Below are 15014 nucleotides of genomic sequence, written 5' to 3'. Positions count from 1 at the left end.
AATAATGTGTTTTGAATGATTCCTTAGAAGGTAATAACAAAAAAGTTCCGCTTTATTTAAATTTAATCTAAATAAAGATTGCATGAAAAGAAGATGCCTAGTATGTTTGCTATTATTTATAATCAATCTAAATAAAAATAAACTAACATATCAACTATGAGAAAGAAACTTACTGCTTTAATATTTTTTATTTCTTTCCTATCATATTCTTTTGCTCAATCCAACAAAGGTACGGTTAATGGAAAGGTACTAACGGCTGATGGTCAGCCAGCAGCTTATGTGAACCTGGCCCTGGATAATACAGGATACGGCACAATAACGAAGGAAACTGGAGAATTTACTTTGAAAGCCCCTGCAGGAAATTATACTCTAATTATTTCTTCGGTGGGTCTTCAAAAACAGGAAATTAAAATAACTGTACAGGCAGGCGAAGCCGTTACACTTCCTGTGATTACCTTAAACGAGTCGATCCAGCAGCTGGAAGATGTAATAGTACAAGGGCAGAGTGAGAGTTATAATATAGAGCAACCATCTCAGGCTTTGAGAATGAGTACTCCGCTGCTGGAAGCGCCACAAAATATACAGGTGATCTCAAAAACAGCTATTAAAGATCAGCAAATTGTAGATATGCTGGAGGGAGTAACTAGAAATGTTTCTGGTGCTCAAATGATAGAACACTGGGGCAATTTCGCCAGAATTAACATGAGAGGATTCCGTATTCCAGCCATGAGAAATGGTGTGAATATAGAAAGTTCGTGGGGTCCATTGACAGAAGATATGTCTATGGTAGACCGCATAGAGTTTGTAAAAGGACCGGCGGGATTCATGATGGCCGCTGGTGAGCCTGGTGGATTTTATAATGTAGTAACGAAAAAGCCAGTGCTTAATCAAACCAATGAAGTGTCTTTAATGGCAGGAAGTTTTAGCACGTTGAGAGGCGCCTTAGATATAGGTGGAAAAATTACCAAAGATGAAAAACTCCTTTATCGTCTGAATATCATGGGATCTACCAAAGATTCTCACCGAGATTATGAATTCAATGATCGCTTTACTTTTGCTCCATCATTAAAATATTCTTTCAGCGACAGAACCAGTGTTACGGCTGAGTTCACTATTCAAGATTCTAAGATGTTAGCGGCAGGTTCTGCCTATGTTTTCTCTAACGAGATGGGAAATCTTCCTAGAGATTTTACTATTGCAGAGCCCAATATTGATCCTACTACCATGAAGGAACAAACCGTATTTGTAAACCTTCACCATGAGCTAAATGATAATTGGAGACTAACTACACAATTAGGATACCTGAACTATGAGCAGGAAGGCAACTCTTTCTGGTATGCTAATTTAACAGAAGATGGATTTTTGACTCGAACCATGAGCAGTTTTGATGCTTTAAGCATTATGAAATCTGGCCAGGTGTATTTGAATGGAAATGTTGAAACTGGCGCTGTGAAGCACAGAATTTTAGCGGGCCTTGATATGAACACCAAAAACTACTGGGCTGACTGGTGGCAAGGAGGAGTGTTAGGAACTGACTCTACATTCAACATTTATAACCCAACCCATGGAGTACCATCATCGCAAATTCCTACTATTGATAGATCTGAAGATATTCGCGTAAGGGCTTATAATGGTGGATACCCTGCCATAATCGAAAATAGAATTGTGGCCTTATATGTTCAGGATGAATTAGGCTTTTTTGACAATAAGTTAAGATTAACTCTGGCAGGAAGGCACACTTCTTATCATGGAGAATCATACGGCTCCAGCACCGAAGACAGCAAATTCACACCTAGAGTAGGTTTAAGCTTCTCAATCGATGAAAGTACAAGTGTTTATGGTTTGTTTGATGAATCATTTTTACCTCAAACTGGAAATGACAGACTTGGAAATGCTTTTGATCCCGTATCAGCCAAGGATGTAGAAGCTGGTATTAAAAAGAATTGGTTAGACGGGAGATGGAAGTCTTCATTAACCGTATTTCAGATTACAAAAGACAATGTATTAACTGCAGACCCTGAAAATGCACTTTTCTCAGTACAGTTAGGTCAGGTACAATCCAAAGGTATTGAATTTGATGTGCAGGGCGAAATAGTATCTGGATTAAGCTTAATCCTAAACTATGCTAACACAAATGTAGAAATCACTGAAGATACCAATGAAGATAATATCGGTGCCAGAGTAGCAGGCCACGCCAAACACATGACCAATGGCTGGTTAAAATATACTTTCCAGCGATCAGTATTAAAAGGTGTAGGCATTTCTCTAGGCTATCAGTATCAGGTTGATCGCTCTTCCTGGAACTGGGGCGGAGAGTAACGAATCCGTACTTCCGGATTACTTCCGATTAGATGGCGCGCTGAGCTGGCAAAACGATGATATAAGAGTAGGCCTTAATGTAAATAACATACTCAACGAGTACCTGTATTCGGGTGCCAGCTATAGATCTGAATACTACTGGCAAACTGAGCCAGGAACGAACTTCAGATTAAACGTGGCTTACACTTTCTAAGATAATCTTTATGCAAACCAGATTGCCTCAAAAGCATATGCTTTGGGGCAATCGCATTTATAAAAAATATGATTTCGAGAATAATTCAATGGTCTGTTTTATTGGTTTTTATACCGTTCATTAGCCAAGCGCATTACCTGTGGATAGAGTCTGCACATACCGGAAAAGTAGGGCAGAAGCACACGGTGAAAGTGTATTTTGGTGAGTACACTTATGGAGTGATAGAGGAGGTAGCCGGAGAGCACTATAAAAATGTTAACAACTTCAAACTTTGGCTAATCGACCCGGCCGGAGAAAAAATGCTTCTGGAAGTGCAGCCACAGGCGGATCATTATGCCGCTAATTTTACCCCTAAAAAAGAAGGTACCTATACCGTAGCACTTAATAATGATGAAATCGATGTGCTTGATTATACACAATATGATTTTGGCATATTCAAAACACATTATCATTCCACCGCTCAGGTGCTGGTTGGTAAATCAGATAAAGCTTCTGCTAAATCCAATGAAAATGGCCTTTCAGTAATTGACCTTAGTAAAGGTGATTATGAAAAAGAAGGAGAGGCGCATTTACAAATCCTCTATAAAGGCCAGCCTATAGCCGAACAGGAGGTGGATATCTATATCAGCGATCTATGGTCTAAAAAGCTCACCACTGATGAGGATGGGAAAATTTCTTTTAAGCTGCCATGGGCTACAAAATACATCATCGAAACCACCAAAAAGGAAGAGGTGCCAGGTACTTACAAGGGAGAGGATTACGAATTTATTTGGCACTGTGCCACTTACAGCATTAATCTTTAATAATGAAGATTAAAAAGGCAATTGGAAAAATTCATTTGTGGCTGGGTCTAGCCTCGGGCCTTATTGTATTCATTGTGAGTATTACAGGAGCTATTTACGTTTTCAGGGAGGAGATTTTTAGCGCTGTGCATAGGGATTTGCTCTATGTGGATAACCCGGGCACCGAAAGATTATCAGCCTCGGAAGCCTGGGATATTGCTCAGGGGGCCTTGGGAGAGGAAAGCATCATTAACTACACAGCTTTCTATCAACAGCCGAATCACTCGTGGGCATTTATGACCTATGTGGGTGACCCTGAGGCAGTCACCTACTTTGGGATGATCAAGGAATATCGAACTGCCTATGTTAATCCCTACACCGGAGAGGTTCTAGGGGTAATGAACAATGAATATGAGTTCTTTTCCATAATTAAAAATCTACATTGGAGCCTTTTACTCAGTACGAAATACGGGCAGTCTATTGTTGGCTGGAGCACTTTCATTTTTGTAGTGATGCTTATTTCCGGGATTGTATTGTGGTGGCCCAAGAATAAAGCAGCACGAAAACAGCGGTTTAGCATTAAGAAATTTTCGCAGTGGAGAAGATTTAACTATGATCTTCACAATGTACTCGGTTTTTATATATCACTGGTCGCGCTGATCATAGCCTTTACAGGTATGGTTTGGGCGTTTGCCTGGTTTAAAGGATTAGTTTATGTAGCTGCTTCAGGTACCACAGTGCCTCCAAAAATTGAACAAGGCATTTCGAAATTTACAGAAGTAGATGAAAAATTCAGCCCCATAAATACTGCCTATCATAAAGCACTGGCTGAGTACCCGGATATGTATGGCATGTCTATTTCAAAACCGCATGATAGTACGGCGGTGGTTAATGTTACCGTGCAGCAGCTGGAAGGGCTGTATTATAAACAGGCCAATCTGCAGTATGATCAATATAGTGGAGAGTTACTTATTCACAGAAAACATAGTGACAAGAATTTTGGCGAGAAATTGATCACTGCTAACTATGATATTCATGTAGGAGCTATTCTTGGTCTTCCGGGTAAGATTCTGGCCTTTATAGCAAGCCTTATCTGTACCAGCTTACCCGTAACAGGCTTTCTCATCTGGTGGGGTAGGAGAAATAAAAATGATCGTGAAGAGGTGGTTAAGCCAAAACAAATTAGAAAAACGGCTAAGCCGAAGCTTCAAAAACCTAAAATAAAAAAAGAGGGAGCCTCAGTGTAAACTGGGCTCCCTCTTTTCATTGACTAAATTATATTTTTACAAATCTCCGTCTCCACTATCGAAGAAACGATCTTCATCAAATTCATCCGGGTTCTGCTTAGGCTTACCCAATTCTAATATCTTGAATTCTGTTCTACGGTTTACCTGATGCTCTTCTTCAGTTTGTGCGTCTTGAATAATTAAACGAGACTCACCATAACCCACAGCTGTTAGTCGCTTGGACTCAATTCCCTGAGACACCAGATAGTCCACAGCTGATTTGGCTCTTCGCTGAGAAAGCTTTTTGTTATAATCATCCGTTTGGCGTGAATCTGTATGTGAGCTAAGCTCAATGATTAGTTCAGGGTTATCCTTCAAGATAGTTACAAGCTTATCCAGCTCTCGGGCTGCATCTTCTCTAATTTCTGATTTATCTAAATCATAATAGATGTTTTCCAGAACGAAAATTTTGTCTTTCTCTATCTTCTCAAGAACCATGAGAGTGTCAAACTTTACGTTGGTCACTAATTGGGTAAGTGTATCTCTGTTCACTGATCTCCCGATGGTTGAGAATTCTTGCCTGGTCACAAGGTATTGCTCTTTGCCTCCCGTTTTTTCAGCAACCAAATTGTATCGCTCATGCTCATACACCCTAAACTCAAATTTACCTTCACTATCGGTGCTGGTTTCGTTCAGTTCTTCACCTTGGGCATCTAATAGTTTTACAGTTACACCTGGAAGTATCACTAACTTGTCCTCATCATCATGTGTCATAGTGATGCCTTGTAAATAGTAGTTTACAATTTTTAAGTCAGGATCTTCATTTAAGAAAGTATAAATGTCATCGTCACCTTTTCCACCTTCTCGGTTAGAAGCAAAAAACCCTCTATCTGCTTTAAATAGATATAAGCCGAAATCATCCGATTTGGTGTTCATTGGCTCACCCATGTTTTCCACCGTAATCTTACCGTTCACACGCTTGGCCACAAATAGATCAAGGCCTCCAAAACCAGGATGGCCATCACTAGAGAAGTACATGGAGCCATCATCTGAAATAAATGGGAACATGTCATTTCCAGCAGTATTAATGCTTGAGCCTAAATTGGCAACCCTATAAAATCTACCTCTGGAGTTTCTTTTAGCAGAATAAATATCGGTTCCTCCAATACCTCCAGGTCTGTTACTGGAGAAGTAAAGAGTTTTACCATCTCTACTAAATGCTGGCGTGCTATTCCAATAGCCAGAACCTCCAATACCTGTAAGCATTCGTGGTTCAGACCAGGCACCATTTCTATTACTTGTAATGTATAAATTCACATCTTCTGTACCCTTTTTCTTACCAGAATTACCTCTGGCAAACACCATGGTTTTTCCGTCAGGCGTAAAAGTTACAGATCCTTCGTTTATGTTATAGTTATTAATTAAATCTCCCAGGCCGGAGATGCTGGTTGTATCCACTACAGCCCCTTTGGTAGTAGCCTTATATATGTTACTAAAAGGAGTTCCGGTGGCTTTATAGATTTTATTATCTGCTCTGGAGCTGGTGAAGTAAAGTTCACCATCATTATAAACAGGAGAATAGTCTGCCTCAGAAGAGTTAATTTCTTCCAGATTTTTTACTCTGTAGAAGTTTTCTGTTTTACGGACCTCGTCTAAATGGTTAAGATTGCTAAGCTCCTCTTCGCCCCATTTTTGATACTTTTCTTCTTCTACTTCAGTTAAAAATTCATCAATCTGATTATGGGCCTCATCATACTTTGCATTAGACTTTAAAGCGAAAGCATAGAAAAGTCTGATCGAGTCATTTCTTACGCCATCATCAACAGCTCTTTTATAATAAGCCTCAGATTCTGGAATCCTGTTAGACTGACGGTAAGATTCGGCTACGAAGAAGTTGGCCATACCGTCATTAGGATCTTTTTTTAGAATATCATTATACATCTCAATAGATGATTGAAATTCACCCCTATCAAATGTTTTCCATGCCTTTTTTTCCAGGTTACAAGAAAAGATAAGTAAGGCAGTTAGTAGGGTTAGAAGATTGGTTTTAGCACTCATTGACAAATTGGTCCTTTGGACTAAAGTTATAACTTATTGACCTTAATAGTATAACGAAAAACTCTTTATTTTATGATTTAAGCCTTGTTCTTAAAAATAACGTTTGATCCACGTGGCGTGCGCTGGCACCTTCCAGGCAGATTCCAGCTCCTTTTTGCTCTCCACCATATTATTAAAGGTAATGGTGTCTTTGTCGATCTTGCCTTCGTTTACGCTATTTTTTAGATTGGTTAATGATTCAATGAAAATTTCATCCTTTAGAAGAAAAGCCACTTTGGTTCTGTCAAAGAAGTTAATTTGAAACTCCTGCTCCAGCTGCTGCACCATGTGTACCGAGCTGTCTATAGAACAACCGCTGGCCTGGTTAAAGCTCTCATCAGCAGCTAATACTAAAAATCTATGATGATAAACTTTGGCAGATGATTTTAATGGAGCGCCATGAGCGGCCCATTGTTCACAAAAATCATTGGCTTTTACTTCTATGGCTTCTTCCTCAGCTGCAGAAAGGGCCCGGTCGGCCTGGTAGATCCAAATTCTGGCAGCGTCTGATAATTCTTCAAATAATACTCGCATGGAAACAAATTTATACAAATTAAACCGATCAAAGCACTTTTAAGTTCTGCGGAAATAATACCCGAAAAGTCAGTGCCTTGACTTTTTTCTATACTCACGCCTAATACCTTTATAAAGTTTCATGATGTGATACTTTCGTGATACTTGAAATATACTTTTACTGCTACTATCACCCAACCTATATATGAAAAAGGTACTACTTATAGAGGACGATGTCCATATAAAAGAGCTGCTGGAAATACACCTGAAAGATTTACAATGCCAGTTGAGCATGGCTACCAACGGAGCAGTTGGCTATAACATGGCGCTGAATGAATCATTTGATTTGATAGTCCTGGACCTAATGCTGCCCGGCAAGGATGGCCTGGAAATATGCAGAGACCTGCGAGCCAATGATGTAGTAACACCTATTTTAATGCTTACCGCCAGGTCCGAAGAAGTGGACAAAATTATTGGCCTAGAAACAGGGGCCGATGATTATTTAACTAAACCATTTAGCGTGAGAGAGTTCATTGCCAGAGTGAAAGCCATTTTCAGAAGGGTGCAAATGTTAAAGCAGAGCGATGAAATAGAGCAGGTGATTAAGCTGGGCAATCTGCAGATTGATAAAAACAAGCGTAAAGTCCTGCGCGAACAAGAACGAATTGACCTTACTCCCAAGGAATTTGACCTACTGTACCTTCTGGCGACCAATCCTGGCACCAGCTATTCTCGCGGTCGTCTGCTAAGTTTAATCTGGGGATATGAATTTGAAGGCTATGAGCACACTGTAAATTCTCACATCAACAGGCTGAGAAGTAAGCTGGAAAAAGACCTAAATCAGCCAGAATACATACTTACTACTTGGGGAGTGGGCTATAGGTTTAATGATGAATTACCCGTAACGTCTTTAATATGAGTCAATTATTTAAAAATAACTCACTGGGATTTTTCTGGAAAATATCGCTGATGCTCCTGGGGGTCTTAGTGATTGTCGGTTTCGCTTATGTGTTTATTACGGCCTCCCTGGCGGAGAAATATTTTCAGGAGAGAAATCAGGTGTTAAATGCACCCATAGCCCAAAGCATTATAAAAGAGGTAAAGCCCTTTATAGATGGTGAATTATCTGAAAATGCCACTGATGAGATCATGCACCACATGATGGCCATTAATCCCAGCATTGAAGTGTATATTTTAAACCCTGGAGGTAAGATTTTAAACTATGTGGCTCCTTACAAAAGAGTAAAAATGGACTCCGTTAATCTGGACCCTGTCCATCAATTCATAGCCTCTGATAAGCAGCAATATATTGTAGGGGATGATCCGCGAAATCCTGGTGTGCAGAAAGTATTCTCTGCTGCAGCCATTGCTGAAGGAGATGTTACACTAGGCTACGTATATGTGGTATTGGCAAGTGAAGAATACGATTCAGTTTCAGCATTTATGTGGAATAGCTATATCATGCGGCTAGGAGGAAGATCTTTCTTAATTGCTTTATTGGCCTCTTTGATAGTAGGAATTATTGCCATTTGGCTGATCATCAAAAACTTAAATAAGATTATAACCACCGTTAAACGCTTTCAAAAAGGGGAGATGAGCGCTCGCATTCCTGTGAAATCTACCGGAGGGCTCAATGATCTTGCCTTGGCTTTTAATGAAATGGCAGATACTATAGTGGGCAATATTGAGAACCTGAAGTCGATGGAAAACCTGAGACGGGAACTGGTGGGCAACGTCTCACATGATTTGAGGACGCCGCTGGCCGTGATCCATGGTTATATTGAAACGCTGATGATAAAAAGAGATCAGCTTTCTGAAAAAGACAGAGAAAAATACCTGAAAATTATTCTTGAAAGTACAGATAAGCTGCGCAAGCTAGTGGATGAGCTTTTTGAATTATCAAAGCTGGAATCGAAGCAGGTGACGCCCAAAAAAGAGCCATTTTTCATTCAGGAGCTGATCAATGACATCAGTCAGAAGTTTGAAATATTAGCAGACGATAAAAATATTACCATCAAGACTACTTCCGTTAAACAGAACACTTTGGTGTATGCCGATGTGGCCTTGATTGAACGCGTACTTCAAAACCTGATCGATAATGCCTTGAAGTTTACACCTGAGGGCGGCACCATTCAAATAGCTGTAGATCAAACTGATCAGTTTGTAGAAATTAAGGTGTCAGACACTGGGCCAGGCATTCCTAAAGATCAGATTCCATTTATTTTTGATCGCTATCATATTGGTGATAAGCGCATTAGCCTGGATAATAACAATACCGGCCTGGGTTTGGCCATCGTGAAGAAGATTCTTGAAATCCATAATGCCACCATAAATCTCACCAGTAAGATCAATTATGGAACAACTTTCTCTTTCCAACTTCCTGAGCATCAAAGTGTATAGCCATGAGATATTTAGTTTTTTCCACCATTCTGTTATTTGCCAGCTGTATCGGTACCGACTTTGTTGATGATCCTTTAGTGGAGAAGAAAATAGCGATCACTTCTGAGGCTAATAGTGTCATGACGGGAACTACACTTCAGATGGAAGGTATTTATTATAATGAATTTGGAATAGCCGTAGAAGAGTCCTTGACATGGCAAAGTAGCAATACCGCTGTGGCTTCTGTAGACAATAATGGCTTACTTACCGCCAATATGGCTGGCCAGGTGATGATTAAGGCAACATTTGAATCAGTAGAAAGTGAATCTTTACTTATTACCATAATAGATAACCCTGACGAACTGGCTGAGGTAGTATTGACTGGAAGTAGCAACCTGTTATCCGTTGGTGGTTCTTTGCAGCTATCGGTAAAATTGCTCAATGGCTATGGTGAGGAAATTGATGGCGAGGTGACCTGGCAAAGCAGCAATAATGATGTAGCTACAGTTTCATCCGCCGGCTTGGTAACAGGAAAGTCTAATGGCGAAGTGAGCATTACAGCCTCATCCCAGGGCATATCAAGTCAGCAGTATCAACTCACGGTGGGTAGCGCTGAGAAAGTGGCCACTTTTATGGGAGGTAATGGTTATGTGGCCAAAGGTGCAGCTCGTTTGTACTATGATAATAATGACAATCTAATTCTAGGTTTCAGTGAAGATTTTGAAACCAGCTTTGCTCTGGGCACTTTCATTTATTTGTCTAACACCACCACAGGTAGTCAGGTGGCCGCTTCTGGTTTGGGGCTGGGAGAAATTACCACTAATGGGGCTAAATCATTTAATATCACCGCGTTAGATGCTTCAGTAGAGCTGGATACTTATCAATATGTCATTGTGCTCTGCAAGCCTGCCGCCATCACTTTCGGATACGCTAATTTTAATGAATAGGCTATGAAATTACTTACTGCTATACTTCTCGCGTTTATCTGCACTTTGCAAGCTTATGCCGGTGGCGGATGGCCTCAGGAAAAGGGAAAAGGCTATTTTAAACTTAGCCAAAGCTGGATCATAGCCAACAAGTTTTACAATCCTGAAGGCAATACTGTAGATATCACCACCATTAGTCTGTATACCACCAGCCTTTATGCAGAATATGGCATTACGGATCGATTCACAGCGGTGGCTTATATGCCATTTTTTGTAAGAAGCACACTGAACGAAGTGAAAAGAAGGCAGTCTGGAATGATAGAGCCTGGCGACGAAATCAATTCATTTGGAGATACTAACCTGGGATTAAAATACGCCCTGACTTTCCAGAAAAAAATAGCAGTTAGCGCTACACTTACTTTAGGCTTACCGCTAGGGAATCCCGCGGGTGGTGATAGCAAAATACTGCAGACGGGTGATGGCGAATTCAATCAATTACTCATGCTGGATGCCAGCCGATCATTCAAAGGCTGGTATGTAAGTGCCGGAATAGGTTTTAATAATCGCACTGAAAATTTCTCTGATGAATTCAGGCTCACAGCAGAAGCTGGAATCACCGCTATCAAAAGACTAACACTTATAGGGAAACTCGCCATGGTAGAATCATTAATGAACGGCAATAACGCTGAAGTTCAGACCAATGGCGTATTTTCAAATAATGTAGAATACATCAGCTACGGCACCGAAATAGCCTATGATATAAAAGAAAAATTCGGAGTGTCTTTGGCTGGCTTTTCCGCATTCTCAGCAAAAAGAATATTAGCATCTCCGCAATATTCAGCTGGGGTTTATTATAAGCTATAAGGGTTAGGGGTGCTTCATTAGAAAGCAGCCAGTGTAGACTCAAAATTAGCTCTAATAATTATTCGTGTTCAAGAAGTAACAGAGAAGCCTTACAGAAATTTGTCATTTGCTGGCGCCAGCGTCGCGCTGGTGTCCACGCATCACTTGGTTCTCAGATCCAGCATATCTTACCATACTCAAATTTCATTGTCTACAAACATTATTAAGCACCTATCACAAACTTTAAACTATCGTTATACATCTGTGATAATTCCGTGATACTTGAAATAGACTTTTGTATTACAACAACCAAATATAAAAGTCATGAAAAACCCAATATTCCTAATCCTAGCCTTATTCACATTATTTAGCTGTGGAGATGATGATGGCGGCGATTCTATGCAGGAGCCCAGCACCTTTACAGTAACCATTGAAAATGTAGGAACAGCCTATCCGTTTTATCAAGGCGGCATTTTTAATACTCCTGTCGGAGCCAGTGATCCCGCGCCTCTGTTACCCGGAGAAGATGATATGTACCAGTTTACCTTTCACGCGGGCAACCCTTATTTACCAGGAACACCGCTGAAGGTATCGTTTGCTACTATGTTGGTAGCTTCTAACGACCTTTTCTTTGCGCCAAAAGGCACAGGAATTTCCCTTTATGATGACAATGGCGATCCTATAACCGGTGACGTTACCGACCAAATTTACTTATGGGATGCAGGCACGGAAGTGAACCGCATGCCTGGTAGCACCGACCAGCCCGGACCAAATAATGACCCCGCTGGCACGGGAACCTCAGAATCAGAAAATGTAACGTTGCTAGAAGAAACGGATAACGCAATACCTGTTACTGTCATGGATACTGAAGGTGGCTCAAGCACTTACAACTATCCTGCTGTGAGTGAAATGATTAAAGTGACCCTCTCTAACGACGGCACAGAATTCACTCTAACCATTGAAAATATGTCTGGCGGTGAGTTTTCTTCGCCGTTGTCACCAGGTGGTTTTGTGGTACATACCGCTGATAACCCACTATTCGAAGCTGGAATGATGGCCATGGATAACGGCCTGGAAGAAATAGCTGAAGATGGTATGCCAGGGGAATTAGAAAGTTACTTAGATGGTAAAATCGGCATTATCGCTCCATTATCACCAGGAGTTTGGGCGGTACATAACGGTAGCAGCATGCCATTATTTGAAATGGGCGCAGCTGACTATGGCGATGGCCTGGAGCATATTGCTGAAGATGGTAACGCGACGCCATTGGGAGCAGCTGTTGCCGATAGAGATGGAGTAATTGAAGCGGCCATTTTCAATACGCCCAACGGCAGTTCGGCCGCTGGCCCAGCCACTCCGGGCAATAGCTTTTCATTTACTTTCGATGCCAGCCCGGGAGATTACCTGTCATTCGCAACCATGTTCGCTCAAAGTAATGACTGGTTCTACGGCTTTGGCGATATGGGGCTAGCCCTTTTCAACGGAGAAACTCCTGTGACCGGTGATGTTACCAGCTCGGTTATGCTATTTGACGTAGGCACCGAAGAAGACGAATACCCAGGTGCAGGCCCAACGCAAGTGATCAGACAAGGCGGCTCAGATATTGGCCCTGATGATGACGATGATATGGTAAGAACTGTAACCCCATCAGGCATAATACCTGCCACCAACCAGCAGATTAAAGTTACTATCTCGGTTAATTAGGATAGTTGGAATACTAAGGTTGAAGAGGCTCAGAGATGGGCCTCTTTTTTGTTTCCGAAAAATTACATCAGAAATTTTTGAGTCTTTGTCAGAATTTTTTCTTGAAATCATTAAATTCAATATAGTTGAAAGGGTGCTGGTTTTATTTGACCAGCTATATATAATCCTAAACATTGGAAATCCTAAACCTATAAATATATGATGCCATTTAACGACTTAGTTTTATTTGGATTAGCAGCCCTTATAATGGTGCTTTCTCCGGGACCCAATATGATATACTTGATATCCAGATCCCTATCTCAGGGTAAAAATGCCGGGATAATATCGCTTTTTGGAGTTATGTGTGGATTTCTCTTTCATATCTTAATGGTGTCGTTTGGTCTGACCGCAATATTTTTTGCAATTCCTTACGCATTTATTGTAGTTAAATTTCTAGGCGTGGGTTATCTTCTTTACTTAGCATATAATTCCGTCAAATCTGGAAATAAGATCTTTAATGCTAATCATAATCTAAAATCTGACAAACCTCTTAAGCTTTTTAGCATCGGACTTATGACCAATGTGCTAAATCCGAAAATGGCCGTGTTTTACCTCTCTTTTTTTCCTCAGTTTATGAAGCCTGAAAATGGTTCAATTTTAAGTCAGAGTTTCCAGTTGGGTGTCATTCAAATAATAATAAGTTTCACCATCAATTTATTGATTATAATTTCTGCTGCTAAACTGGCATCCTGGTTCTCAAAAAAGCCAATTTGGCTAAGAATTCAAAAATGGTTTATGGCCTCAGTGTTAACTGGTCTTGCTGTAAAAATGGCTCTGACAAAAACTAAATAATGACCTGTAAGATAGTCCAAAACTGAGATAGAGGAGGCTGTATTCATTAAGTAAGCTTCCCTAGGAAGATTGCTATTTCCTCAGCTGAGGGTAAGGTCTTGCCCGGTTTTTCACCTCATCCCCAGCCCTTCTCCTCGAGGAGAAGGGAGTGATTCTTTTCCCGCGTTGAGATGATGGCATTAGCAATAATTATATATTTCGGATAATTTTAGTCCGTTATTTAAAAGATTCAGGATTTTACCATTGGCCATGCGTTTATGAATGAACAACTAAGAGATAGCATAGAAGATCTTTACCGGGTTTTTCAGAAATATGAGGCAAGGGATATGTCTGGAAGCCCGCTATATGCAGATTTGCATAAATGGAATAGGGAGTTGCTATCTAAGCCATTACGTGAACTTGATGAAAATGATTTGTCTAGATTTACCGGTAAGTGTATTACTACATGGGGGAGCATAGCTGACTATAAACATTTTCTGCCTAGGATATTCGAATTGATTGCCTTATTTAGGGCTCCTTATGAGATCAGCATTGCTTTTGATAAACTCCATATTGCAGATTGGAATAATTGGGCGAGAGATGAGCAAAAGGTAGTTCAATCGTTTATGTTTAATCTTTGGGAGAGTATTTTAAATGATAATAGCGAAAAGGCTGAGCGGGAATTCGAATCTTACTTTTGTGCTATTACAAACATTTATCCTGACTTTTCTGAATTGCTTTACATCTGGAATAAATCAGACTCAAAATCGGGAATAAAGCATTTGGCGTCAATCATAGTAGACAAACACACCAATATTTTTGAAAGGAAAGGTGGCTTCTTGGCTGGAAAGAATTCTAGTAAGGAGTTTATAAGGTGGGTTTTATCTGATATAATATATAATAAAATTCAGGCAAAATATTTTGAATATGAGAAGGACGAAGTCGCAGAGAAGATTTCTTGGGCTGAGCAAATATTAACCGCTGAACGAAGAAAGATGTAGGCTTTTGTATCTTTAGAACTCATTTAACCAAAACTAAAATGCTCATCGGGACAATTCTTAAATTCTCACTAGGTCTCATCGGTATGATATCAACCTTGGTTTTCTTTTTTGCAGGGCTGATAAATAAGGATAATAGCAAGCTGAAGAAAGCCGGATTGGTATTCCTTGCAACATGTTTGGTTCTATTATTTTTAAGTGCATTTGAATTTTTGATTCTGGCT

Annotated in this window: 13 protein-coding genes; 11 read left to right on the top strand and 2 right to left on the bottom strand. The window is 40.3% G+C overall.

Annotation, left to right across the window (positions count from 1 at the left end; translation table 11 throughout):
• Window positions 1-156: 156 nt before the first annotated feature.
• The 4 genes from LVD16_RS03165 to LVD16_RS03155 all read left to right on the top strand — a co-directional run bounded on the left by LVD16_RS03165 (window position 157) and on the right by LVD16_RS03155 (window position 4541).
• Window positions 157-2319, top strand: coding sequence for a TonB-dependent siderophore receptor (locus tag LVD16_RS03165; protein ID WP_255697819.1), 2163 nt, complete (start codon window positions 157-159; stop codon window positions 2317-2319).
• Entirely contained in the window at window positions 2285-2512 is a 228-nt protein-coding gene (locus LVD16_RS27720; protein ID WP_255697818.1) for a TonB-dependent receptor, read from the top strand. The genes LVD16_RS03165 and LVD16_RS27720 overlap by 35 nt, the downstream gene beginning before the upstream one ends.
• A gap of 68 nt (window positions 2513-2580) precedes the next feature.
• A complete protein-coding gene (locus LVD16_RS03160) occupies window positions 2581-3315 on the top strand; it encodes a DUF4198 domain-containing protein (RefSeq protein WP_233772136.1) in 735 nt (244 codons plus the stop codon).
• A 2-nt stretch (window positions 3316-3317) separates the two neighbouring features.
• Window positions 3318-4541 (top strand): PepSY-associated TM helix domain-containing protein, encoded by a 1224-nt coding sequence (locus LVD16_RS03155; RefSeq protein WP_233772135.1) that lies wholly within the window; start codon window positions 3318-3320, stop codon window positions 4539-4541.
• Window positions 4542-4577: 36 nt separating this feature from the next.
• Here LVD16_RS03155 and LVD16_RS03150 read toward each other — a convergent pair whose 3' ends face one another.
• On the bottom strand, window positions 4578-6578 hold the full coding sequence (locus LVD16_RS03150; RefSeq protein ID WP_233772134.1) for a CHU_0125 family OmpA-like outer membrane integrity protein: 2001 nt from the start codon (window positions 6576-6578) through the stop codon (window positions 4578-4580).
• Between the two features lie 90 nt (window positions 6579-6668).
• Complete coding sequence (locus LVD16_RS03145) at window positions 6669-7151, bottom strand: hypothetical protein (RefSeq protein ID WP_233772133.1); 483 nt, start codon at window positions 7149-7151, stop codon at window positions 6669-6671.
• 184 nt (window positions 7152-7335) lie between these two features.
• Between LVD16_RS03145 and LVD16_RS03140 the strand changes: the two genes are divergently transcribed.
• The 7 genes from LVD16_RS03140 to LVD16_RS03110 all read left to right on the top strand — a co-directional run bounded on the left by LVD16_RS03140 (window position 7336) and on the right by LVD16_RS03110 (window position 14793).
• Entirely contained in the window at window positions 7336-8049 is a 714-nt protein-coding gene (locus tag LVD16_RS03140) for a response regulator transcription factor (protein WP_233772132.1), read from the top strand.
• On the top strand, window positions 8046-9530 hold the full coding sequence (locus tag LVD16_RS03135; RefSeq protein WP_233772131.1) for a sensor histidine kinase: 1485 nt from the start codon (window positions 8046-8048) through the stop codon (window positions 9528-9530). Before LVD16_RS03140 ends, LVD16_RS03135 begins: the two co-directional genes overlap by 4 nt.
• A gap of 2 nt (window positions 9531-9532) precedes the next feature.
• The gene (locus LVD16_RS03130; protein WP_233772130.1) at window positions 9533-10456 is read left to right on the top strand and encodes an Ig-like domain-containing protein; all 924 of its coding nucleotides are present in this window, start codon (window positions 9533-9535) and stop codon (window positions 10454-10456) included.
• Between the two features lie 3 nt (window positions 10457-10459).
• Window positions 10460-11299 (top strand): hypothetical protein, encoded by an 840-nt coding sequence (locus tag LVD16_RS03125; protein WP_233772129.1) that lies wholly within the window; start codon window positions 10460-10462, stop codon window positions 11297-11299.
• A 303-nt stretch (window positions 11300-11602) separates the two neighbouring features.
• Window positions 11603-12982: a spondin domain-containing protein gene (locus LVD16_RS03120; RefSeq protein WP_233772128.1), complete on the top strand. Its 1380-nt coding sequence runs from the start codon at window positions 11603-11605 to the stop codon at window positions 12980-12982.
• 198 nt (window positions 12983-13180) lie between these two features.
• Entirely contained in the window at window positions 13181-13813 is a 633-nt protein-coding gene (locus tag LVD16_RS03115; RefSeq protein ID WP_233772127.1) for a LysE family translocator, read from the top strand.
• Window positions 13814-14070: 257 nt separating this feature from the next.
• On the top strand, window positions 14071-14793 hold the full coding sequence (locus tag LVD16_RS03110) for a hypothetical protein (protein WP_233772126.1): 723 nt from the start codon (window positions 14071-14073) through the stop codon (window positions 14791-14793).
• Window positions 14794-15014: the final 221 nt, after the last annotated feature.

This window comes from Fulvivirga ligni (genome assembly GCF_021389935.1).
Classification (GTDB): domain Bacteria; phylum Bacteroidota; class Bacteroidia; order Cytophagales; family Cyclobacteriaceae; genus Fulvivirga; species Fulvivirga ligni.
This window is presented reverse-complemented; position numbering and strand designations above follow the sequence as displayed.